The organism is Rhizobium sp. CB3060 (assembly GCF_025200735.1).
Classification (GTDB): domain Bacteria; phylum Pseudomonadota; class Alphaproteobacteria; order Rhizobiales; family Rhizobiaceae; genus Rhizobium.
Map to the genome: position 1 here is coordinate 2,600,447 of NZ_CP104158.1, position 21,730 is coordinate 2,622,176.

Sequence of the window (21,730 nt, forward strand, 5' to 3'; positions counted from 1 at the left end):
CTCCACAGAGCCGCGAAGGATGCGGTATGAGCTGAGGTGCGTCCAGCCGCAATCCGATCAGATTGCTCACAATCGCGTCATCGCTGCCGCGTGATCAACGGCAGGACAATAGCTAACGCCAGAATTCCGGAATGGTTTCGGCCAGACGCGGCCCGATCCTGAGCGGCGCGATCTTTTCGGCAAGCCCCGTCGCATCCGATATCTCGACGCCGACGCCGCAGATGGTGGCCGGCCCGGAAGCCGCCTCGAAACGGCCCTTCGGCATCTTCGAAATGAAGCGGTTGAGCGGCTCTTCCTTCTCCATGCCGAGCGACGAGTCATAGTCGCCGCACATGCCGGCATCCGACATGTAGGCGGTGCCGCCGTTCAGGATCTGCGCGTCCGCGGTCGGCACATGCGTATGCGTGCCGACAACAAAGCTGGCGCGACCATCCACGAAATGGCCGAAACATTGTTTTTCGCTTGTCGCTTCCGCATGGAAATCGAACACGATGGCGTCTGCCTGCTCTTTCAGCGGGCAGGCATCGAGGATCGCTTCCGCCGCCTTGAAAGGATCGTCCAGCTCCGGATGCATGAAGACACGGCCCATGATGTTGGCGACGAGCACCCGGGCGCCGTTGCGGGCATAATAGATACTGGAGCCGCGACCGGGCGTGCCGGCCGGATAATTGGCGGGGCGCAGGAACTGGTCGTGGCGCCCGCAGAACACCACCGCTTCCTTCTGATCCCAGACGTGATTACCCGTCGTCACCACATCGGCGCCGGCATTGATCGTTTCCAGAAAGATGTCCTCGGTGATGCCGAAGCCGCCGGCGGCGTTCTCGCCGTTGACGATGACGAAGTCGAGCTTCAGATCGGAAATGAGGCCCGGCAGGCGATCCCATACCGCAACCCGTCCGGTCTTGCCGACCATGTCACCTAAAAATAGCAGCCGCATTTCCTATCCAATCTCTACGGAAACGAAATTGAGGCCGCTCTCGGTCAAAATCGCGTCAAGACGGACATCATGCGGCTCAGCCGGTACTGATGGCACTTCTTGGCAATCAAATGCAATGCCGATCAGCCGCGGATTCAGCCCTTTTTGCTGCAGATGATCAATGGCGCGATCATAGTAGCCGGCGCCGTAGCCAATACGATGGCCAGTGCTGTCGAAAGCCGAAAGCGGCACCAGCATGATATGCGGGTCCAACACTGGAGCCTCTGGTCCGGGCCCCGCCGTGCCGAAACCACTGGAAACCAGCTCTGCGCCGGGAACGAGTTCGCGAAAGACGATGGTGCGTTTATCGAGAATGACCGGCACGCAAAGCCGCGCACCCCGCTCACGCAGCCGCGCCATCAGCGGCCGTATGTCCACTTCGGACCGGATCGGCAGGAAGCCGGACACGATCTCACCAGGCTGAAGCTCGATCGCATTGCCGGCATGCGCAAGCATCGCCAACCCTTTCTCGATCCGCTCGTCTGGGGGAATGGCGTCACGCGCTGCCAGGCGCTCGTTGCGATATAGGGTTTTCAGCTCTTTGGGGTTCATCAGGCTTTCGCGGAGTTCGACAATATCACCAAAACATAATGAGCCGGCGGCCCATTGCAATGCGTGAAAGCGACATGCCGTGATTGCATGCTGGTCGGGTGGACGTCAACCGTCCCTGCGCATCACCGAAATCCGACCATCATCATCGATATGCGCGCGAACATTCTCGTAGTTCAGCAGCGTCGAATGATTGGTGTTGACCGGATGGGAATGCGTCGCCGTAATCACCATGACGTCGGCGCCCGCGGTTTCGCCGGCCTTGATGCCGGCCATCACGTCTTCGAAGACCAGACAATCGGACGTCCGCAGACCGAGACGCTCGGCGCCGAGGATGTAGCATTGCGGATCGGGTTTGCCGATCTTGACGTCTTCGGCGGTGACGATGAAGCGTGGGACCGGAATGCCCGCGGCGGCAAGGCGCGCCTGGGCCAGCCGATGCGGCGAGGAGGTGACGATCGCCCAGCGCTCCGGCGGCAGCGAGGCCAGGAATTCGATGGCGCCGGGGAGCGGCACCACGCCCTCGACATCGGCGATTTCCGCTTCCATGATCAGCAGCGATTCCGCAACCGGATCGACACCCGGCAGGTTCAAGCGGCCGATCGTATCGACGCCGCGCGAACCGTGCATAGTCGGCATGAATGCCGCGACATCCAGCCCCTTGCTGCGCGCCCAATCGCCCCAGACACGCTCGGCGGCAGCGATCGAGTTGATGATCGTGCCGTCCATATCGAACAGGAATCCGGAATAGCTTTTATCGAAGGCGAGAGACGATGCGGCGGACAAGATTTAGTCCCTTTCGGTTTGGCGGGATCATTTTGGCGGGATCGGTCGGTGCAAGCCATGTCTGACTCGCGTAGTCCTTCCTCCGACTAGCGATAGCGGCGGCTAGAAGCAAATGAATGCTGGGCGGCAGGCGGGTAAAAGCTCCGCTCGCTGAGCTCCGCGTGGCATGAAGCTCAATTGCCGGATATGCGCGACGATCGGGCCGCCGCGCATATCGGTACATTACTCGCCAAGCCGGCTCTTCAGGCCGTCTATGATATGATTGGCCAGCGCCTCGTAGTCATCGTCGAAATGATGGCCACCCTCCATGGCGATGACTTCGGCGCCCGTGCCCTTCAGCGATGGACAGGCGACATCCTCGTCGTCATCCTTGCCGTAGATGCATTGAACCGTCTTCGGATTGATCGACTTCAGGTCGCTGAGGGGATCGCCGCCCTTGCCTTCGCTTTCGGCGCCAAGCCAACCCATGACCGAGATCACATAGTCGACCTTGCGCGACAGCGACAGCAGCGACATCTGCACGATTCTGTCCTTGTCCGGCTGCTTCAGCCGGTTATAGCTCGCCGGCAGCACGTCGGCGCCGAAGGAATAGCCGATCAACACCACATGCTTCACCTTGAAGCGCTTGGTATAGTACTGGATCATGCGGGCGAGATCGTCGGCGGTCTGCTGTGGATCGCGCTCCGACCAGAAGTAATGCAGCGAATCGACACCGACGACCGGGATGCCCTGGTCCTGCAGATAGCTGCCAACTTCCTTGTCGATATCTCGCCAGCCGCCGTCGCCGGAATAGACGATCGCCAGCGTGTCTTCCGTCGGCTTGGTGTTCATGACATCGACCGGAAGACCGAGCGGCGACTTTTCGCTGTCGATCGTCTTCATCAGATCCACCAGCCCGGCGCTCAGCGCCGCATAGGTGTCATCCTCGTCGGAATCGGTGACCTGAACATCAGGATGTTCTTTCTGGATCTCCTCGACGTGTTCGCGTCCATCCTTGGGCGCGTTCGAGGTGAAGGTCGCAAGGATCGGGTTCGGCAGCGCGCCATCTTGCAGGCCGAAGGACACCATGTCGCCATCGGTCTTCTTTTCGGCCGGCGTGCAAAGCTCCTGCTTCAGCGCGATGCCGAAGGTCGGATTGACGGCGAGCGTGCCGGCAACGGTGGCGTCCGGAGTCTGCGCGGCGATAGTCAGCGCCATAGCGCCGCCGGCGCCGACACCGGCGATGACCGGCAATTGATAGGTGCTGTCGGCAAAAGAGCGCTGCACCTGCTGGCTCAGCGACTCCAGATCGGAGACCATGTAGATGCAGCCGTCATTCTGATTGACGTCATACTTATTGAGCGATGCCAGGAAGGACGGGTAATCGATACCGATGACCAGAGTGCCGTTGGCAACGAGCTTTTCGGCGACGCCCTTTTCCTTGTCGCCCCAGCCGGCAGCGTCGGAGATCAGCACGACCTCGCTCGTCACCTTACCCTGCGGACGCATGATGTGTGGCGGAGAGATCATGCCGAGATCGTATTTGGTATCGTCCTCGTCCGCTCTCGCCGCGCCTGATGCCAGTAGGCCCGTTGTCAACATGAATGCGAAAGCCAATGACATTGCGTATTTCAAGATCATTTCCTCACGACCCCCTTAAGTCCGCCCCCGATGAGGAATGTGGCATCCATCAACGCGATCATTGGACTGACACCTCCCGAAACGGCCAAGTAACGAGGCTGCCATTCGGGATGAAATTTGGATTTGAAGGCACGAAGCCCTTTGAAATTATAGTAGCGCTCGCCGTGTTCGAAGACGGTTCCGCCGACCCTGTCCCAAACCGGTGCCGATTCCCGTCTCGACATGCCTGATAGCGGCGCCATGCCAAGGTTGAAGCGCTGGAAGCCCTGCTGCTTCAGATACTCGAGGATCTGCACGAACAGAAAATCCATCGATCCCTTCGGCGCATCGGGTGAAAAGCGCATCAGATCGACGGACCCCTCCTCCTTGGTCTCCGTCATCAGGATGTTAGCGAAAGCAACGATCTTACCATCCTTTTTCAACACGCCAACCGGCTGCGACACCACGTAGTCGGGATCGAAAGCGCCGAGCGAAAAACCCTTTTCCTTGGCGTTGTGATCGGCGAGCCATGTTTCCGAAACCTCGGCAAGCTGATCGATGACATCAGGCACATGCTGCGGCTCGATAACGGCAAATTCTAGTCCGTCCCGCACAGCGCGGCTCGCCGTCTGGCGAAGATTGGCCCATTTGCCGCCCTTCAGCTCGAAATTGGAAAGGTTGACCACCGCCAGTTCGCCGAGCTTGAAAGCACGTAAACCCGCATCGGCGCAATAGGACAAAAGCATCGGCGATATCTGATAGAAGACCGAACGGCAGCCGGCCGAACGGGCGGTTTCGACGAAGCGCCAGACCAGCTCGGGAAGGGCGTGCCGCGGCCCGATCGGATCGAACAGGGCGATCCAGGAACGGCCCTGCTTGCCATACATGATGAAGGCATCGCCCTTTTCGGAGAACATGATGCTTTTGTCGCCCATGCGCACGAGATTGGCGTCGGCAATGCCTTGCTTGCGAACGATTTCAACGGCCCGTTCGACGGCATGGTCGGAAACCGGCTCCAGGCGCGCGGTCGCCGGGCGCAGCAGGCTGAAGATCGCGATCGCCGACGAGACGATGGAGATGCCGAGCACTGCACGAAGTCCGCGCGGCGCTTCTTCGGTGAATTCGAACTGCCACCAGAGTTGGTTGCTATATTCGACGTCGCGATAGACGAAAAACAGGATGACGACGGCGCCGATGCAGATCACCGCGATTGCCGTCAGCCATCCCCCGGTCAGGGCTTGATTGAGCAGCGAAGCCGGACGCGTGAACAATCGGCGGCTGACGACGAGGCCGAAAACGAGGAAGGCGAGCAGCGCAGCCTCGACCACTGCGATGGCCTTCAGCAGCGAGAACAACAGCGCAAAAACCGCCGAGATGATCGAAACCCACCAGGCACCATCGAGACGTTGGCCGAGGCCGCGGGCGGCAACGATCATCGCCAAACCGAGAAGGCTGGAGATAAAATGCGCGCTTTCGACAAGTGACAGCGGCAGAAAACTGGAAAGAAATTCCAGGTTCCTGTCCGGCGTCGGCGTCACGCTCGAAAATACCAGCATCATGCCCAGCAGAAGCGCGAAGGTCGACAGCAACTGCGGCATCAGCCGGCCGCCGATACGCCTCATGCTCGAGGCGGCCGGGTGGTCCACGAAACGTCGCAGTTCCGCCGCCGAGACCGCAAGGATCGCGATCGCCAGCGGGATCACGTTGTAGATGACGCGGTAGAGAACCAGCGAGCCGAGAACGGCGTCGGCGTTCACGGAGCTGCCGAGCCAGGCGATGATGATCGTCTCGAAAACGCCGAAGCCGGCCGGAACGTGGCTCAGCACACCGAGGCCGACGGCGATGGCGTAGATGGCAAAGAAGCCCGGCCAGCCGATGGCCGAATCCGGGAGCAAGACATAGAGTACGGAGGCGGAAGCGGCGATGTCGACCGCGGTCACCAGGAATTGCCGCGACCAGGTCAGCGAATCCGGCAGGCGAATGGCGATCGGCCCGATCCGCACCTCTCGGCCATTGCGGCCGACGATGATAACGAAGGCAAGCGCAGCGATGATGGCGCCGGCAATCAAGCGCAGCCAAAGGCCGTCGACATTGATCAGCGGGCCGATCTCGTCGGCGATGATCAGCAGCGCGATGGCGCCGACGGCGGCAAGGCCAAGGCCGAAGGCCAGCGTCACAAAGGCGATAACGCGGGTAATATCGTCCGGGGACAGGCCGAGCCGGGTATAGGCGCGATAGCGGATGGCGCCGGCACTGAGCGCGCCGAAGCCGGCGGTATTGCCGACGGCATAGGCGCTGAAGGAGGTCAGCGCCACATGCGGGAACGGCAGCCGCTTGCCGATATATTCCAGCGCGTTCTGATCATAAAAGATCAGCGAAAAGAAACTGAGACCCGTGAAGAACAGGGCAAGCACGATGGACGAGACTTTCGTCGTCGCCAGCGCGTGCACGACATCGTCATAGCGCACCTCGTTCGTCAGATCGAAGATCGCATAGGCAGCGATACCGAAGACGGCGACGGTAAGGATAGCGACAATCAGCGTGCGATTGCGGTTCAAGAACCCACTTATGCCGCCGCGCGTCTCTAGGTCCTCATCGGCTTTTTCCAGATCGATTGGGGTCGACATGCTCTACCTGTTTGAAATGGCTTTCGCCGGTCCCGTTTGCTCGGATATGCAGTAACGGCAATCTGCGTCTGTGTGTGTTACCGCCAGCACTTCTTTCGACGGGCTCTTTTTCTCGAGCGCTCCCATCATTCTGAATTTGGGCAATTTTGGCGCAGGACCCGTTCCGCCAGCAATGAATCTGTTATTATTTAAAGGAATTTGTCATTCACCCGGATTTTGAGCTTTTCCACACAGAAAAGTGAACTGTGTGGCCTGCGATCAACGCAGCCCTTTATCAGGAAATTCTGGCCAGGTCACACCTTTTGGCGACATCCGCCAATTTGGTTGCCAGAAAAATGGTGATCAGCAGGTCGACGCGACAACCGTCGTACCTGGCGTCAGGTCAGCGCTGCTTCTGGGCGGCACGCGCCGCCGAGAAGAATGTCCGATTGCAGCGCATGAGCGCTGCCGCCACTTTACCGATCCGGCGCTTCCGCCGGCTCGCCGTGCATTTCACTCAGGAAGAAACCCTCGCGCAGATTGATGCCGTATTCGACGAAGGCCTTCATGCAGCAGAGCATCTGCGTCCAGCCCTCGCAGTTCAGATAGGTGCCGCGTCGGCCGGCTGCGTCCTCACGCCAGCCGGATTCCTCGATCGTTACCAAGGTGCCGCCGTCGTCGAGCGGTTCGAACGTCATCTCCACTTTTGTCCTGTAGCGCGCGCCGTCTTCGCCGGTACCACCATCCCAATGAAAGACGATACGCCGGTCAGTTTCCACCTCGTTGACCTCGACCGGCGCGTTCTTCCACCAGATCACGGTCGTCCCCGCCACGAGCGGCGCGCTGGCACCGCCGACGGTGGTGAAATAGCTCGAGAGCTTCTTCGGATTGACGACGGCATCGAAGACCTCATCCACTTTGCGGCCGATGCGTCCCGAAATACGAACATTCAAGGTCATGACTTCTCCTCCGCTTTCCGAGTGTGGTTGCTTTTCCATTGCGATCAGGGATTTTATGTTATAAAAACATAACATGTCAAGCGAATCGGATAGCGACCTCATTTTCAAAGCCCTGGCGCACCGTCGCCGACGCGAAATCCTCGACTTGCTCAAGGAAGCCCCGAGGACGACCGGCATGCTCTGCGAGACCTTTGCGGATATGGACCGTTGCACGGTGATGCAGCATCTGAAGGTGCTGGAGGAGGCCGATCTAGTGATCGCCAAGAAGGAAGGCCGGGAGCGCTGGAACCATCTCAACAGCCTGCCGATCAAGCAGATTCACGACCGTTGGATCAGCGCCTATGCCGGCCACGCCTTGTCGATCCTTGACCGGCTAAAAAGCGATCTGGAGGGCTGAGGCCCTATGCGGTCGTATGAACCGCAATCAGGTTTTCGCGCCCAGGAGTGTTTTCAGTTTCCCGCCGGTCCCGTCCTCCTCCAGGGGCGTATAGACAACGAGCTTCATATCCGGCCGGTCGATGACGGCAAGCGCGGTATATTCGAACGTCATCAGCCCACCTTGGGGATGGCGCAATCGCTTGCAGCCTGCGAGCGGCCGCAGCACTTCCTGTCTCGGCCACCAGGCGCGAAATTCCGGGCTTGTCTGCGTCAACGTGGCGATCAGCCGTTCGAAATCGGGATCGCCGGCGTAGCGGGCGCTATCAGCACGGAACATGGCGAGCGAATTTGCCGCTACGATCTCCCAATCGACCAATAGCACACGATGCGCGGGATCGGTGAACACCCGATGGACGCTATTGCGCGCGTCGCCCTGCAACAAGCCGTAATCGCCGAAAAGAGCCACCGCCGCCGGGTTCCAGGCAAGCACATCCCAGCGCCGGCCGAGGACATAGGCGGGTTGCCCAGTGAGGCTCGCGAGCATCCGTCGCAGCGATTCAGGCACCTCTTCCGGACCACGCGAGGGAACTTCTGTTGATGGCCGATCGCTCAAGGTGAAGAGATGCCGTCGTTCCGCCGGATCGAGCCGCAACGCATCGGCAAGCGCCGACAGCACTTCCGCCGAGGCACGCACATCCCGCCCCTGCTCCAGCCAGGTGTACCAGGTGGCCCCGACTCCGGCGAGCAGCGCTACCTCTTCGCGCCGCAACCCCGGCGTCCGCCGGCGAAATCCATCCGGCAGACCGACGCTTGCCGGCGTCAGCTTCTCGCGGCGGGAGCGCAGGAAAGCACCGAACTCGCGGCGCCTGGCGTCCAGAATAGTTTGGTTTTGATTGATGGTCATCGCTCATCATAGCAGGATGAATACTAGGATAAAACCGGAACTGTTTGTCGCTTTCGCAAACTGCCAAATATCACCGCATGTACAAAATAGAGGTGATTGCGATGGACATGAGCGACAAGACGATCCTCATCACCGGCTCGACCGATGGCGTTGGCCGCCGGGTTGCCGAAAGGCTCGCTGCGTCCGGCGCCATGGTGCTGTTGCATGGGCGCGACAAGGCACGCGCTGCAAGCCTGCTTTCCAGCATTCGCGGCGCGGGCGGAAAAGCCACCTTTTATCCCGCCGATCTTTCATCGCTGGATGAGGTCCGTGCCCTGGCCGACGCTATCAAGCGCGATCATGAGCGCCTCAACATTCTGGTCAACAATGCCGGCATCGGCACCGGCGGCGGCGATGCGGGACGTCAGGTCAGCCGCGACGGGCACGAACTGCGCTTTGCGGTGAACTATCTTGCCGGCTTCCTGCTGACACGCTGCCTGCTGCCGCTGTTGAAGGCGAGCAGCCTCGCCCGCATCGTCAATGTTTCCTCGGTTGGTCAACAGCCGATCGACTTCTCCGATGTCATGCTGACGCACGGCTATAGCGGCGTGCGCGCCTATTGCCAGAGCAAGCTGGCGCAGATCATGTTCACGTTCGATCTCGCCAAGGAATTGGCGGGCTGTGGTGTCATCGTCAATTGCCTGCACCCCGCAACCTACATGGACACCACCATGGTGCGCCAGGCCGGCGTGTCACCCATGAGCACAGTCGATCAGGGCGCCGACGCCATTCTTAATCTGGTTGCGGGCGCCGACCTCGAAGGACGCTCTGGCCTCTATTACGACGGGCAGTACCCATCCCGCGCCAATGCCCAGGCCTATGACGCAGCCGCGCGCAAGCGGCTGCGCAGTCTCAGCGACGAGCTCACAGGTCTCGCCTGAACAGACCTCTCCATCTTCGCCATCCAACAAGGAGACAACCATGTCGTCCCAACACACCGTCATCATTGGCGGCTCGTCCGGTATTGGCCTTGCGACCGCCGCCCATCTTCTCGAAAAAGAATATCGGGTGACGATCACCGGTCGCGATGAGACAAAGCTCCGGGCGGCGGCACAAAGCCTCGGTGGCGATGTCGCTACGATCGCCATGGACGCCGCCGACCTCACCGGTCTTGCCAAGATTTTCCAGACGATCGGGCCTTTGGATCATCTCGTCCTGGCACTCGGCGGCGGCAATGGCGGTGGCCCCTTCGCAACCGTCGACCTTGCCGATCTCAAGAAGGGTTTCGACCAGAAGACGATGGCACATTTTGCCTGCGCCCAGGCTTGTCTTCCCTATCTCTCGAAAGAAGGCAGCATCACCTTCGTCTCCGCTGTCTCGGCACAGGCAGCCTTGCCGGGAACAGCAGGGCTTGCAGCCGTCAACGCCGCCATCGCTGCCCTTGCGCCAGTTCTTGCCGTCGAGCTGAAGCCAATCCGGGTGAACTGCATCTCGCCCGGCGTCGTCGACACGCCCTGGTGGGATTTCCTCGGCGAGGAACAGAAGGCGCCGGCCTTTACAAGCTTCGCCGCACGCACGCCGGTCGGACGCGTCGGCCGGCCGCAAGAGATCGCCGAAGCCATCGCCTTCCTGATCGGCAACGGCTTCGTTAGCGGCCACACGTTGATCTGCGACGGTGGCATCCGGCTCGGCCAATAACCGGCAACGCGCCATTGCCGGTCATCGTCGGCAATGGCGCTTCATTTGCCGCCGACATCCGCCTGCAGATGCGTCAGGATGTCGATGAGTTCCGGCGCCATGTCCCGGATCTCCCTGAGGTGAATGGCCGTCAGCCGGCGCAGTATCTCTTCCGATTTTTCCGTCAGCTGCAGCGTTTGCCGGCGTTTGTCAGCCGGATCGGGATGGCGGGTGACATAGCCGGCATCGATCAGCCGGCCGACCAATTCAGTCGCCGTATGCGGCGCGATCAGCAGGCGTTCCGCCAACATGCCGATGGTCATCGTCTCGCTCTGTGGATTGCCCTTGATCGCCAGCAGCGCCTGATGCTGCTGCGGCGGCAGTCCCTCCTGATGGGCTGCGGAGGTGCTGAAATCCATGAATTTCCGCAGCGTGTAGCGCAGTGTCGCCAGAGCCTCGTAGTCCGCCTGCGATAGCATCTCATCCAATTCCCGCGCCAATCCCATCTTCCTCACAAATACATTCTGTTTTCAGCCGTTGATTTATATCGCATTACGATATAATTGCCATTGCAGTTTCGGCTAGTTTGCCGCCGCGCTTTAGCACAGAAAGCCTTCCATGCAGGATATCAACGTACATCATCGGCCCGCCCATGATTTCTCGGGTGGCGCTTCGCGGAAAGACAATGGGGATTTTACAACGGACAAGCGCGTACTAGTGCTTGCGGCCATGGCGTTGGTCGTGGGCACGGGCGGCGCCCTGTCGGCCTGGGCGCTGATCAACCTCATTGCGCTCGTCACCAACGCGGTCTGGCTGTTCAAGATCAGCGTCGAACCGCTGTCGCTGGGCACCGTCGCGCGCTCCCCCTGGATGGTGGCCGCGCCCATCATCGGCGGCCTCGTCATCGGCCTCATGGCACGCTACGGTTCGGAAAAGATCCGCGGCCACGGCATTCCGGAGGCAATCGAGGCGATCTTGATCGGCGGCAGCCGAATGTCGCCGAAAGTGGCGGTCCTGAAGCCGCTCTCTTCCGCCATCTCGATCGGCACGGGCGGCCCGTTCGGCGCTGAAGGGCCGATCATCATGACCGGCGGCGCCATCGGGTCGCTGTTCGCACAGTTCTTTCATCTGAGCGCCGCCGAGCGCAAGACGCTGCTGGTCGCAGGTGCCGCCGCCGGCATGACCGCGATCTTCGGCTCGCCCATCGCCGCCGTCATGCTCGCCGTCGAATTGCTGCTGTTCGAATGGAAGCCGCGCAGCTTCATTCCGGTCGTGATCGCATCCTGCGTCTCCATCACCTGGCGGCCCCTGCTGATCGGCAGCGGCCCGCTTTTCCCGGCCCATTTCGACATGGCGCTCAACTGGTGGAGCATCCTGCTGGCCGCCGGCCTCGGCATCGTGTCCGGCCTGCAATCCGGCCTCTTGACGACGCTGCTCTACCGCATCGAAGACGCCTTCGAGAAACTCCCCATTCACTGGATGTGGTGGCCCGCTCTCGGCGGCCTCGTTGTCGGCCTCGGCGGACTGATCGAGCCGCGCGCGCTCGGCGTCGGCTATGATATCATCTCCGATCTGCTGAACGACCACGTCGTCGCAGTTGCGGTGGTCGCCATTCTCTTGGTCAAGGCTGGCATCTGGCTGGTAGCATTGTCATCGGGAACGTCGGGCGGCGTGCTTGCGCCGCTGCTCATCCTCGGCGGCACGCTCGGTTGGCTTGTCGGCCTCGTTCTGCCCGGAGATCCCGGCTTTTGGGCGCTGCTCGGCATGGCCGCGATGATGGGCGGCACGATGCGCGCGCCGCTGACCGGCACCTTCTTCGCCATTGAATTGACCGGCGACATGCATGCGCTCGTGCCGCTGCTTGCCGCCACCGTCGCCGCTTATGCGGTCACCGTGTTGCTGTTGAAGCGGTCGATCCTGACGGAAAAGATCGCGCGCCGCGGCCAGCACATCACCCGCGAATATGGCATCGATCCGTTCGAATTGACCCGCGCTGCCGACATCATGATTGCGAAGGTGAATACGCTTCCCGCCACCATGCCGGTCGCAGAGGCATTGGCGCAATTGACCGAACAGCCGGATGCCCATCGCTTCTATCCCGTTGTCCAGGCCGATGGCCGCTTGGTCGGCATGATCTCGCGCGCGGATGCGCTACGATGGCAGAATGAGCCCGATCTCGCCGGTCAGACGCTCTATGATTTGATCTCTGATACGTCCATTCCGGTCGCACATCCTGAAGACACGGTTGGCCGCGTCGCCGATATCATGATCCATGCCGATACCGGCCGTGTTCCCGTTGTCGACGAACGGACCGGTGTCCTTGTCGGTCTCATCGCCCGCAAGGACCTGTTGCGCCTGCGCAGCGCAGCCAACCGCTCGGAATTCGAGCGCGGCGCCTATCTCGGCGCGAAACGTTAAGAGGAGGAGGAACGGCGTCAGCGAGACAATAAGAATCCCGCAACGCTGCCTTTCTTTGCAAAATCAGGAAAGGAAGAGCGATCCACGACGACCGATGGATGTTTACGATCCTGGGCGCCTACAAACGTAGGTGGGCGCCGTGTGTCCAGGCCCACGAGCCTGGTCAGGGACAGCTCCCTTTGGATCGAGTATGGCCCCAGGGATTCAACTCTTTGTTTTCACGCCAGAAAATGAATTCAAAACAAGCTCACTTGAGACGCTGATCTCTGATCTTTCTCCGCTTGCAGCTCCGGTTAATTGACGAGCAGTGTAACATCCGGTGTCAAAATTTCTACTCGATTTAAGATGCCTGTTCACAGAGGGCGGCAGAAGTGTTCTTCCGTTAGAAAGTTCTCTGCTGGTGCGACGCCCTCCCGTGGTCGCCATGGAAAAAGGCTTACGAGCAAGTTTGGAGTTGCGGACTGCATTCGTCAGACGTTGCCCTGCTTCTTCAGCACTTCAGCAGCATTGAAAGCACCTTTCGCGCCCACCTCATTGGCGTGGAACATGATGACGGTCACGCCAGTTCGCGGTTGGGGCATACATGGGCTTGCTGCTCCAGGATGATATTCTTGGTCGGGGCAATACCTAAAGTCTGTCCGATTACCATTCGCGGTGGCGGATATTCGCGTGTTTCGCAAACTTTACAGCCCTTCGCCTCTCTTGAGGCGAAGGGCTGCCATATACTGATGACTTTCATATCGAGCCTGTCCACTAGTGATCGCTCATTTATAGTGAAGCAGGATCGGCGAGACCGTCAAAACAGATCAGTGATGACGGCGGCGAGTGCCAGACCATCTCGCATAATTTCGTTTTGACCCTCATCGTCGGTTTCGTCATTGAGAAGGTTAAGGACGCGTGTTTTGTCGCCCTCAGATGCCTCTACCCGCATTCGCAGAACGGGACCGAATCCTTCGGCTTCATCCTTGTGGATTTTGTGCCACACGATGACGCTGTTGATTTTGATAGAGCCAAGGTTATGGTCAGCAAGATCGATCACCTCAACAAAGGCTTGCTGAGGCGATGTCGCGTAGCCGGAATATAGTTCGGTCTCGATATTGTAAGGTGGGGTTCGAAGCTCGATAATCGGCATGCGTCTCGAAAAATGTGGACCTACCGCTCGCACGAGTGCTTCGCGAGCGAAGGTTTCTGCTGTTTTAGATTCAGCATCTTTGCTCTTATCTTTCACTCCTGCACTGTTGGGGAGAAAAACAGCGATCTTTGCGCCTTCTTTATAGGGAGCAGAACGAAGATAGCTTCCAACATACGTGTCAGGCTCGATCGTCATAGTAAACGTGTGAAAAACCATGAATATTACCTCTAAAAGAAACCCGCCTGCACCGTGCGGGCAGGTTCAATTCATGTAGTTACGCGCATGGAAAATTATAGCGCGTTAAGATTGAATTTATTCTGCGGCTAATACGAAAGCATCGCCGAGCATTTCGTCGTCACCGACATGAACCGGGATCACAGGCGGCTCATACTTGACCGGAAGCTTTGCCTTCAACTTCGCGAACTCGGTAGCGCCTCGCCAATAAATTTCAGTTTCATGTTGCCCCTCAAAAATATGCGGATGCGCCCCTTCGCGCCCGGGCATGAGCATGCAACGGCAAGTGTCATTGTCGCAAGGGGGCGGTTGCATCAGTGAAGGCTTTTGGAAGAAAAAAATCGCGGAAAACAGGGGCTTTGGACGATTGGATAGTGTTCTGTGAGGTGGATTGTCACTCTTTGACAACCGATATTCCGTCGCTATATTTGCAGGCATGAGCAAGAAAACATTCAAATTGGGTCTTCAGACGCGGCTTCAGCGCGGCAAACGCGGAAAGTACGTGGTTAAGCGCAGAAATGCGAAAACGGGGCAGTTCGTGACCGACGTCGTTGAGACAATCGCCTACGTTAGCGTTGCCAAGCCAACGGCTGACGCAAAGCCCACTGTTGACACCAAGCGCACGGCTGACGCTAAGCCTGTCCCGCTCGATCCCGATGCGTTCATGGATTACCTGCTTGAAGAAGATGCTGTCATCATGGAGCATCTTGCCAAGTGAGCAATGAACCCGTTTGGGTGACGGCTGAACATGTCGTTCATTTCAATAAGCGTGCTGTAGAAAAGACCGGGGAACCTCATCTTGCTCGCGATATGGGGGCGATAGAAGCCGGAATTGATCGCGCTCGAAACAGATTTGCATATGAGGGACAGACGGATTTGGCGGTGCTTGCCGCCCATCTGATCTATGGCATTGGGAAAGCCCACGGGTTCGAACAAGGCAATAAGCGAACAGCTTGGGCAGCGGCACGCTACTTCCTAGCATTGAACGGCTATACACTCGAATATGATCGCGATCCGAATAAGGTTGAAGCTGCTAAGCTGCACGTTGCAGTGGCAGTCGAACAGTTGATGGAAGACAAAATCTCGTTTGACGATGTGGTCAACATGATCACGATTCGGATGGTTTCAATTCCCAAATCGTAAGTAGATATTCAACACAAACGCCAGAACCCGCACCCGCAACGGCTCTATCTGGCGTCTCGCTAGAGCAAATCCTGTTCAATCTGGGTCATATCCAGCGGCCTTAAAGTAGTTTGCGCATTCTGCCGCAGTGAAGCGAGGCATCAAGGCCCCGACCGCATCCCATAGAGCATCGATCTTTCGCTCGGCTCGGCCTCGCAACATGGCTTTCAGCTTCGAGAATGCGTTCTCGATTGGATTGAAGTCCGGGCTATAGGGCGGAAGGAACATGAGCTTGGCGCCGGCACGTTCGATGGCATCGCGGACACCGGCTATCTTGTGTGCAGGCAGGTTATCCATAATGACCACGTCGCCGATCTCCAGGGTCGGCACCAGCACCTGTTCGACATAAGCAAGGAAGACGTTGCCGTTCATCGCGCCATCGTAGACGAATGGTGCGGTCATTCCGCTGAGCCGCAACGCACCGGTGAAAGTCGTTGTTTTCCAATGGCCGTGCGGCACGCCGGCACGGCAACGCTCACCTCGCAATGCACGTCCGCGCAGACGTGACATCTTGGTCGAGAGGCCGGTTTCGTCGATGAAGATCAGTTTCTCCGGATCGAGGTCCAATTGACCATCGAACCAGGCGCGCCGGCGCTTCAGGACGTCCGGTCGGTCCTGCTCCAGTGCGTGTGCGGTCTTTTTTTAAAGGTCCACCCACGGCCTCGGAGCCAGGCGCCAAGTGCGCTGCGGCTGATCTTCACCTGCCGCTCGAAGGACAAGCGCTCAACCATCTCATCGAGCGTCACATCCCTACGCTCGTCGATCAACGCGACAACGAATTCCTCGTGTGCATCCACTGCCGAAGGTCGTCTCCAGCCCTGTGGCCGAGCAGTTAACTCACCCTCTTTCGCTCTTGCGATCCAGCGGATCGCTGTCGAAATCCCAACACCGAAACGAGCCGCAGCCTGCCGAGCCGACATGCCCGACGCAGACGCTTTCAAAACTCGTATTCGGAGATCATCGCTCAGGGCCTGTCCCATCATCCACCTCTCCGCTGTGGATGTTGAATCAGCTTCGACCGGCCCCGTCACCTCACAATCGATTCATCAATCGCAGGACATGCTCTAGCAAGCCGCCACCGCTTAACGCGGGCCTGTCTCACGCGGCATCGATGAGCTTTACGAAATCGTCAAAGTCATCATTGGCATCGAACACTTCGAAGGCGACGGCATCATTAATGACAATCTGCGCACCTCTGAGATAAACGCGGTCGAGGATCAGATCGGCAACGAACCTGCCGATGCGCTCACGCGGAACGAGTGTCGTTTCGATAGTGTCCACGTAGTCGCCAGTCGCGACCACACGCACACCACTGTTAGTGCTTTCAATATTCAGATTGATTTTCATTTGAAGCCAAAATGCTTGGACTGCGGGGTGCCACCGATGTCGAGAACGACACATACAGCCGAACGTTGCGCGACGCCTCCCCCGAAGCATGCAGATTTGGTTAGGTTCGGGAGTCGCGTATGTTGGAGATCAAGAGGTGCAATGCATCAGCGGCATCAAAGCCTATTGCTTCAGCTAAAGCAATATATTCGATCACATCGATACGACATTGCCCGTTCACGACACCAAGCCAAAGATGACTCATGATGACTTTTTCATCGTCTGTGGTCGGCGCAGATTTCATAGCGGGGAATTCAGCCCGACAAGGTAGTCGTATCTAACCACGATCTACCCCCGGAACGATGCCAAATCGAATTGGGCGGCTAAAACGCGAAGCTCCGCTGCCGGGTCAAAGCCAATAACCTTAGCGATAGCTATGTACTCAACGACGTCTAGGCGGCGTTGACCGGTCTCCAGTTTAGCCATGTAGGACTGGTGATGCCCGATGGCTTTAGAAACGTACTCCTGCGTATAGCCCGCCGCGTGCCGCATGCGCGCAATCATCTGGATCAGTTGCTTGTGCTCCGCCGAACTTAGCGATTTCGACAAAAAAAAGGCCCCAATTTTCTAATTGGGGACTTCAAATATACGTAAGAACCAATTATCCCAAAATAGCAGATTGGTATTATTTTTCGCGACAACCAGCCGTAGGCGTTTTGGGGGATAAATTGAAATCTAAAAGTTTATGGACCGAGTGCGGAACCTGCCAAAAGCAGATTTCGGTGAGTGCGAAGGCGTGCCCGCACTGCGGCGCACGGCGCAAGCGATCTGGCGCTCTGAAATGGGTCGGTGGCGTTTTTCTAGCTTTCGTCGTGATTGGAGCTGTCGCCGGGGCGAACAAACCGAGTGATAAGACGACGAGCACGTCGGGAACGCCGATGGCGTCTGCCAGCAAGCAAAGCCCTCTTCCGGCGAGCCAACGCGACTTCCTCGCCGTGGTAGCAGATTACAAGGAGCGCTTCCGTTCCGCCTCTAACGAGCTTCAGCAAAGCGCTTTACGTGATGAGCGACGAGCCGCGATTTTAAAGGCGCTTGCCTCGCGGCTCACCGTCGAAAACTGGGCTGGGACGCTGCGTAATCTGGAGACCAATACCGAAGGCAAGGCGATCATCACCGTACGTCTCGCATCGGATGTCGATGTTATGACGTGGAACAACAGCTTTAGCGATGTGATCCACCGGACCATGATCGATAAAGGGACGCCGCTCTACGCGGCTCTCATGAATATGTCGGTCGGTGACCCCGTGATCGTCTCCGGCAGCTTCATTCCATCCGATCAGGACGGAATGCTGGAGACCAGCGTGACCATCGACGGTTCTATGACCGCACCTGAGTTCCTTTTTCAGTTTAGCAAAATTTCAAAGCAATAGGAGATTTTCGTAATGGCAATGATTAACTGCCCGGAATGCAATAATAACGTAAGTAATACTGCTTTCAAATGCCCGAGTTGTGGTACGCAGCTTCGTAAGCCGAAGCGCGGTTTCTTCGGGAAGCTGTTCAAATGGTCATTTGTTTTGTTCAATATACTGATGTTCGTGTGGCTGGTCGGCGGGATGAATGCCGCAACTAAGGGATACGAAAGCTTGAACGGCGCTGAGCAAGCCGGTGCCGCCATCGGTACAACCCTTGGAGCCGCCATGATCGTTGGCATCTGGGTAATCGGCGATATCGTCCTCGGACTTTTCGTACTGTTTACACGACCGAAGGCGGCGTAATGAAGCGAGTTCTTATTATTGCAGCACTTACTTTGGGTAGTGCAACGGCAAGCTTTTCGCAGGACAAATGCCTGACAGAGAGCGATGTTCAGAAATACGTCAAGCAACACCACATGGTAAAGACGCGCTGCTACTGGAACACCGATACCGCAGGTTCGGAAGAGGAGTTTCAGTGCGTCCGAACGTGGGTCTCTCCCCAAAAGGAATATTTCTCCGTCGAGAGCAACTCTGATTGCCTTGTTAATCCGAAAACGCACAACCAATCAGATATGAAAAGGCTTCTTAGAAACAAGGAGCCAAAACCGCCGTGTGACGAGTGCGGCTAACAGTGATGGAGAGCATTGGATTGGGGATACTTAAAGCGCTCGGAATGGCATGTGTGCTGGCGGCATTTTCGCAAGGTGTCGCCCAAGCTGCCGATAGCTTTGATTTTGCCGTCCATCGTGTCGATGCGGTCTATGAAGGCAAGCTAAGCCTCCCGGATTTCAAAGGGCGCGATAAGGACTTCGCGCTCTTCAAAACCCGCATAACCGAAGCGATGAAAGCCGGTGTGACGTTTGCGGGCGAGTATTCCGTCGCTCAGTTTGGATGCGGTTCTGGCTGCACGAACGTCGTCGTAGCCAGTAATCGAACGGGGCAGCTATACAGCTTTCCAAGGGGCGGCGAAAACAATCAGGGGCTTGAGCTAAAGTTCGACCGTCACAGCAACTTGATGGTCATGCGGTGGTATACAGACAGCTCATGGGAAAGCTGCATCTTCGAATCTTTTGTTTTCAATGATGGAAGATGGATCGCGGGGGATGCTTTGGCTTCCAAGGGGGATGAGACCTGCTCAGGAGATGTTATCGCAGGCGTTAATAAGGCAAGGGGCCACTGATCTTTTCGGAGCGCACAGTCAAGCATCTTCCATCGATCCCGCCCTGCCCGCCGGCGCAGTTTGCCACTTGCTGTGAACTATAAAGAGCGGGCGAAGGGGAGTTGCCACCAGATACGAAAAAACCGGCATCGGTGCCGGTCATTCGTTTAGTTATGCTCCTTACCCCAAGCCTTCCTCCGCCAGTTGCGCATAGGCTCAGCCATCATTAGCAAGCGACGATTAACGCTACAGCTTGCTTAAAATTGCCAATCATATTCTTGTCTGCAGGGCTCCGTTCAGATTGAGACTGACGGTCTCGTGCTCGATCTTCCACTTCCAATGGAGCACGCTTCGAAGTCGTCATTTGAGCATGCCGAGCAAAATGGCAATCTGATATCAACTCACCAGTGATAAGAACCAGTTCAAAATCTTTCCTCCCTCGGCAATTGTTTGCTCGTCGAGCATTCCATTGTCGCCCGCCGCATTAGCCTCTGCAAGGTACATAGCAACGTGCCGCTTGCTTGACTTGCCATTAAAACGTTCCGTTATTTTGTGGACAGACGCACTGAGAAGGTTCTCAAGCTTCATACCAAGCATGTCCTGGGAAACATCCGCTAACGTGAAGACTTGATCTGAAGCAATTATACCTTCATCAATATAGCGCTGTTTTTCAGCCCGTCCTTTCACATCATCATCCAAAAGCAGCACGAATTTTGCTCCCATCCCATACAGGGAGGGCAGCGTCGCTGAAAAGCCTCCAGCGCCAACGCCGGGGATGATTGATAAGCTAGCTGCTTGAAAGGTATGCTGCTTTACATACGAGAGAAAATGGAAATCGCTGATTCCTTCGACACAAAGAAAAGGTCCGCTTCCTATTACAGGAGGCGCTTCGTAAAGGAGCTTTTCCCAAACGGGCTGGAAATAGGTTGTTTTTTCCGGGTACTCGCTTACAAACTTACCATAACCTGTAGCCTTAATATCCGTGGGTTTAGTGTCCATGGCGAAGATGTCGTCACCGGCCTCCACATTCACTGCTTGATTCTCAATAATAACGGCGTCTGATAGCCATGACGGATTAATCATATGCGGACTATGGGTGGAGTAGATGACTTTATTTCCGCCTTTAACAATCCTTGCAATACTGTCCATTAGCTGCATTTGAGCTTTCGCGTGAAGGTTTGCGGCAGGTTCATCGAAAAGAAAGATAGTTTTCTTTCCAGACTTTGAGCGAAATTGTGTGAATAGAAGATACGAAAAAAACCAACGAAACCCCAATGATCTTTCGTGAACCGAGAAGACAGAGTGTCCGTCGGAAATTCCAAAGGATACAAACGGTATATCGTTTCGTGCTGTATCTACACCCCACTCAACCTTCACGCTGCGAGACCGGACCGGGTGATTAAACACCTTTTCCCAGCTACCGATAACCTCCCGGTTGATCACTTGTTGGACCTTGTGAAACACCGCGTCCACGATTTTTCGCTCGGGCCCCGCCCAAAAGTCCTGAAACCAATTAGAGGAATTTGCCTTCTCACGGTGGGTGTTAAGCCGCGCGAGAACATGCTTTTCTAGGTCTAGACCCTCCCCTATACTTGCAATCACGTCGCTTAATACAGTCCTATAATAAAGGTTGATTGGAGTTTCATCCGAATGCTTCTGCAAGTATATCTTTGAGGGCATGTCGACTATAAATGTAGGAAAATAGAGTATTTCATACAAGTCTTTTTCAATTAAATCTGCGACTCGAAGCCAAGCCTCGTCTTTAGATGTAACGTCTACAGGCTTTCCATTTTTTGTTTTCTTGTATTGAAAAGTTATCCCGCCCCAATAGTTTACTTGCTTTTGATACTCGCTGTCTTTGTATATAAACGCCTTTTCTACTCTTATTTTCTTCACAGGCTTTCCAATAGAAGTATGAATACCCATTGCGGAGCCAACTTTAGCGACGTATTTGTCGAATTCTGCGGGCTCGAACCCAAATTCTGCTTCTATTCTAATGTCTCCATTAAAGGCGGCTCTTTTGTCGATTGGAATCAATGACAGCAAATGTTCACTCTGTTCCAGCGCGCCCACAAGATTTGCGATAGTCCGGTCGCCGGTCGAAAAATGTGAAAGCGCCTCTAGGATGGTTGTCTTCCCGCTCTCGTTCAAGCCAATCAGTGTAACCACATCTGATTTTTTCCGGACGTCAATGTTAATCTCAGCATCTTGAATGCCCCTGAAATTCTTTATCCTAAAGCGGTTTAAGGTCGGCATGGCGCTTCCTGATTGTGCCAGCATCAATTTCGCTGGAAGAGGTAGTGAGCGAATAATGGCTTAGGTGATCGGACTTGCAACACTGTTGTTGTCTTCGTGAGAGTTTCGCAAGACTATCAGCCTAGAGATCACCGACGC

At 56.8% G+C, this 21,730-nt stretch carries 23 protein-coding genes; 9 read left to right on the plus strand and 14 right to left on the minus strand.

The genetic code is table 11. The features are described 5' to 3' along the window. Positions 1-112: 112 nt before the first annotated feature. From N2601_RS12620 to N2601_RS12645, 6 genes are all read right to left on the minus strand, one after another. On the minus strand, positions 113-937 hold the full coding sequence (locus tag N2601_RS12620; protein ID WP_104824160.1) for a TIGR00282 family metallophosphoesterase: 825 nt from the start codon (positions 935-937) through the stop codon (positions 113-115). A 3-nt stretch (positions 938-940) separates the two neighbouring features. Beyond that, positions 941-1,528, minus strand: coding sequence for a 5-formyltetrahydrofolate cyclo-ligase (locus N2601_RS12625; RefSeq protein ID WP_104824161.1), 588 nt, complete (start codon positions 1,526-1,528; stop codon positions 941-943). Positions 1,529-1,633: 105 nt separating this feature from the next. Continuing rightward, positions 1,634-2,311, minus strand: a complete 678-nt coding sequence (locus tag N2601_RS12630; protein ID WP_245463890.1) for an HAD-IA family hydrolase — start codon at positions 2,309-2,311, stop codon at positions 1,634-1,636. Positions 2,312-2,533: 222 nt separating this feature from the next. Continuing rightward, positions 2,534-3,931, minus strand: a complete 1,398-nt coding sequence (locus tag N2601_RS12635; RefSeq protein ID WP_104824162.1) for a virulence factor — start codon at positions 3,929-3,931, stop codon at positions 2,534-2,536. Next, positions 3,928-6,537 (minus strand): bifunctional lysylphosphatidylglycerol flippase/synthetase MprF, encoded by a 2,610-nt coding sequence (gene mprF, locus N2601_RS12640; RefSeq protein ID WP_104824163.1) that lies wholly within the window; start codon positions 6,535-6,537, stop codon positions 3,928-3,930. The genes N2601_RS12635 and mprF overlap by 4 nt, the downstream gene beginning before the upstream one ends. Before the next feature lie 455 nt (positions 6,538-6,992). Continuing rightward, on the minus strand, positions 6,993-7,475 hold the full coding sequence (locus N2601_RS12645; protein WP_104824164.1) for an SRPBCC domain-containing protein: 483 nt from the start codon (positions 7,473-7,475) through the stop codon (positions 6,993-6,995). 73 nt (positions 7,476-7,548) lie between these two features. On the opposite strand from N2601_RS12645, the gene N2601_RS12650 reads away from it, so the two are divergent. After that, positions 7,549-7,872, plus strand: coding sequence for an ArsR/SmtB family transcription factor (locus tag N2601_RS12650; RefSeq protein WP_104824165.1), 324 nt, complete (start codon positions 7,549-7,551; stop codon positions 7,870-7,872). Positions 7,873-7,899: 27 nt separating this feature from the next. Here N2601_RS12650 and N2601_RS12655 read toward each other — a convergent pair whose 3' ends face one another. Further along, positions 7,900-8,757, minus strand: a complete 858-nt coding sequence (locus N2601_RS12655) for a helix-turn-helix transcriptional regulator (protein ID WP_104824166.1) — start codon at positions 8,755-8,757, stop codon at positions 7,900-7,902. Between the two features lie 101 nt (positions 8,758-8,858). On the opposite strand from N2601_RS12655, the gene N2601_RS12660 reads away from it, so the two are divergent. Together N2601_RS12660 and N2601_RS12665 are read left to right on the plus strand one after the other, a co-directional pair. Continuing rightward, positions 8,859-9,677: an SDR family NAD(P)-dependent oxidoreductase gene (locus N2601_RS12660; RefSeq protein WP_104825193.1), complete on the plus strand. Its 819-nt coding sequence runs from the start codon at positions 8,859-8,861 to the stop codon at positions 9,675-9,677. A 40-nt stretch (positions 9,678-9,717) separates the two neighbouring features. Further along, complete coding sequence (locus N2601_RS12665; protein WP_104824167.1) at positions 9,718-10,434, plus strand: SDR family oxidoreductase; 717 nt, start codon at positions 9,718-9,720, stop codon at positions 10,432-10,434. A gap of 41 nt (positions 10,435-10,475) precedes the next feature. On the opposite strand, the gene N2601_RS12670 is transcribed toward N2601_RS12665, so the two are convergent. Then, positions 10,476-10,892: a MarR family winged helix-turn-helix transcriptional regulator gene (locus N2601_RS12670; protein ID WP_445945008.1), complete on the minus strand. Its 417-nt coding sequence runs from the start codon at positions 10,890-10,892 to the stop codon at positions 10,476-10,478. A gap of 139 nt (positions 10,893-11,031) precedes the next feature. Between N2601_RS12670 and N2601_RS12675 the strand changes: the two genes are divergently transcribed. Beyond that, entirely contained in the window at positions 11,032-12,831 is a 1,800-nt protein-coding gene (locus N2601_RS12675; protein WP_260303114.1) for a chloride channel protein, read from the plus strand. A gap of 796 nt (positions 12,832-13,627) precedes the next feature. Here N2601_RS12675 and N2601_RS12680 read toward each other — a convergent pair. Together N2601_RS12680 and N2601_RS12685 are read right to left on the minus strand one after the other, a co-directional pair. Continuing rightward, positions 13,628-14,179 (minus strand): hypothetical protein, encoded by a 552-nt coding sequence (locus N2601_RS12680; protein WP_260303115.1) that lies wholly within the window; start codon positions 14,177-14,179, stop codon positions 13,628-13,630. Positions 14,180-14,275: 96 nt separating this feature from the next. Next, entirely contained in the window at positions 14,276-14,653 is a 378-nt protein-coding gene (locus N2601_RS12685; protein ID WP_260303116.1) for a hypothetical protein, read from the minus strand. Positions 14,654-14,735: 82 nt separating this feature from the next. Here N2601_RS12685 and N2601_RS12690 point away from each other — a divergent pair, with 82 nt between their 5' ends. Together N2601_RS12690 and N2601_RS12695 are read left to right on the plus strand one after the other, a co-directional pair. Further along, the gene (locus N2601_RS12690; protein ID WP_260303117.1) at positions 14,736-14,915 is read left to right on the plus strand and encodes a hypothetical protein; all 180 of its coding nucleotides are present in this window, start codon (positions 14,736-14,738) and stop codon (positions 14,913-14,915) included. Further along, complete coding sequence (locus N2601_RS12695; protein ID WP_260303118.1) at positions 14,912-15,340, plus strand: type II toxin-antitoxin system death-on-curing family toxin; 429 nt, start codon at positions 14,912-14,914, stop codon at positions 15,338-15,340. Before N2601_RS12690 ends, N2601_RS12695 begins: the two co-directional genes overlap by 4 nt. Positions 15,341-15,415: 75 nt before the next feature. Here N2601_RS12695 and N2601_RS12700 read toward each other — a convergent pair. The 3 genes from N2601_RS12700 to N2601_RS12710 all read right to left on the minus strand — a co-directional run bounded on the left by N2601_RS12700 (position 15,416) and on the right by N2601_RS12710 (position 17,269). Then, positions 15,416-16,359 (minus strand): IS630 family transposase gene (locus tag N2601_RS12700; protein ID WP_260303969.1). Its coding sequence is split into 2 segments (ribosomal slippage): positions 15,416-16,023 and positions 16,023-16,359, totalling 945 coding nucleotides; the frame shifts between segments, so codons are not numbered across the junction. A 118-nt stretch (positions 16,360-16,477) separates the two neighbouring features. Next, on the minus strand, positions 16,478-16,726 hold the full coding sequence (locus N2601_RS12705) for a hypothetical protein (RefSeq protein WP_260303119.1): 249 nt from the start codon (positions 16,724-16,726) through the stop codon (positions 16,478-16,480). A 327-nt stretch (positions 16,727-17,053) separates the two neighbouring features. Continuing rightward, positions 17,054-17,269, minus strand: a complete 216-nt coding sequence (locus N2601_RS12710) for a helix-turn-helix domain-containing protein (protein WP_311319443.1) — start codon at positions 17,267-17,269, stop codon at positions 17,054-17,056. A gap of 218 nt (positions 17,270-17,487) precedes the next feature. Here N2601_RS12710 and N2601_RS12715 point away from each other — a divergent pair, with 218 nt between their 5' ends. From N2601_RS12715 to N2601_RS12725, 3 genes are all read left to right on the plus strand, one after another. Next, on the plus strand, positions 17,488-18,135 hold the full coding sequence (locus tag N2601_RS12715) for a hypothetical protein (protein WP_260303120.1): 648 nt from the start codon (positions 17,488-17,490) through the stop codon (positions 18,133-18,135). A 12-nt stretch (positions 18,136-18,147) separates the two neighbouring features. Further along, positions 18,148-18,480 (plus strand): zinc ribbon domain-containing protein, encoded by a 333-nt coding sequence (locus tag N2601_RS12720; RefSeq protein WP_260303121.1) that lies wholly within the window; start codon positions 18,148-18,150, stop codon positions 18,478-18,480. 331 nt (positions 18,481-18,811) lie between these two features. Next, complete coding sequence (locus tag N2601_RS12725) at positions 18,812-19,357, plus strand: hypothetical protein (protein ID WP_260303122.1); 546 nt, start codon at positions 18,812-18,814, stop codon at positions 19,355-19,357. A 375-nt stretch (positions 19,358-19,732) separates the two neighbouring features. On the opposite strand, the gene N2601_RS12730 is transcribed toward N2601_RS12725, so the two are convergent. Beyond that, the gene (locus N2601_RS12730) at positions 19,733-21,592 is read right to left on the minus strand and encodes an ATP-dependent nuclease (protein ID WP_260303123.1); all 1,860 of its coding nucleotides are present in this window, start codon (positions 21,590-21,592) and stop codon (positions 19,733-19,735) included. Positions 21,593-21,730 lie beyond the last annotated feature (138 nt).

Excerpts from the sequence above, each read along its gene's own strand:
- N2601_RS12620 (WP_104824160.1), bottom strand. The coding sequence starts at position 937 with ATGCGGCTGCTATTTTTAGGTGACATGGTCGGCAAGACCGGACGGGTT.
- N2601_RS12625 (WP_104824161.1), bottom strand. The coding sequence starts at position 1,528 with ATGAACCCCAAAGAGCTGAAAACCCTATATCGCAACGAGCGCCTGGCA.
- N2601_RS12635 (WP_104824162.1), bottom strand. The coding sequence starts at position 3,931 with ATGATCTTGAAATACGCAATGTCATTGGCTTTCGCATTCATGTTGACA.
- mprF (WP_104824163.1), bottom strand. The coding sequence starts at position 6,537 with ATGTCGACCCCAATCGATCTGGAAAAAGCCGATGAGGACCTAGAGACG.
- N2601_RS12645 (WP_104824164.1), bottom strand. The coding sequence starts at position 7,475 with ATGACCTTGAATGTTCGTATTTCGGGACGCATCGGCCGCAAAGTGGAT.
- N2601_RS12650 (WP_104824165.1), top strand. The coding sequence starts at position 7,549 with ATGTCAAGCGAATCGGATAGCGACCTCATTTTCAAAGCCCTGGCGCAC.
- N2601_RS12655 (WP_104824166.1), bottom strand. The coding sequence starts at position 8,757 with ATGACCATCAATCAAAACCAAACTATTCTGGACGCCAGGCGCCGCGAG.
- N2601_RS12660 (WP_104825193.1), top strand. The coding sequence starts at position 8,859 with ATGGACATGAGCGACAAGACGATCCTCATCACCGGCTCGACCGATGGC.
- N2601_RS12665 (WP_104824167.1), top strand. The coding sequence starts at position 9,718 with ATGTCGTCCCAACACACCGTCATCATTGGCGGCTCGTCCGGTATTGGC.
- N2601_RS12670 (WP_445945008.1), bottom strand. The coding sequence starts at position 10,892 with ATGCTATCGCAGGCGGACTACGAGGCTCTGGCGACACTGCGCTACACG.
- N2601_RS12675 (WP_260303114.1), top strand. The coding sequence starts at position 11,032 with ATGCAGGATATCAACGTACATCATCGGCCCGCCCATGATTTCTCGGGT.
- N2601_RS12680 (WP_260303115.1), bottom strand. The coding sequence starts at position 14,179 with ATGGTTTTTCACACGTTTACTATGACGATCGAGCCTGACACGTATGTT.
- N2601_RS12705 (WP_260303119.1), bottom strand. The coding sequence starts at position 16,726 with ATGAAAATCAATCTGAATATTGAAAGCACTAACAGTGGTGTGCGTGTG.
- N2601_RS12710 (WP_311319443.1), bottom strand. The coding sequence starts at position 17,269 with ATGATTGCGCGCATGCGGCACGCGGCGGGCTATACGCAGGAGTACGTT.
- N2601_RS12720 (WP_260303121.1), top strand. The coding sequence starts at position 18,148 with ATGGCAATGATTAACTGCCCGGAATGCAATAATAACGTAAGTAATACT.
- N2601_RS12725 (WP_260303122.1), top strand. The coding sequence starts at position 18,812 with ATGGAGAGCATTGGATTGGGGATACTTAAAGCGCTCGGAATGGCATGT.
- N2601_RS12730 (WP_260303123.1), bottom strand. The coding sequence starts at position 21,592 with ATGCCGACCTTAAACCGCTTTAGGATAAAGAATTTCAGGGGCATTCAA.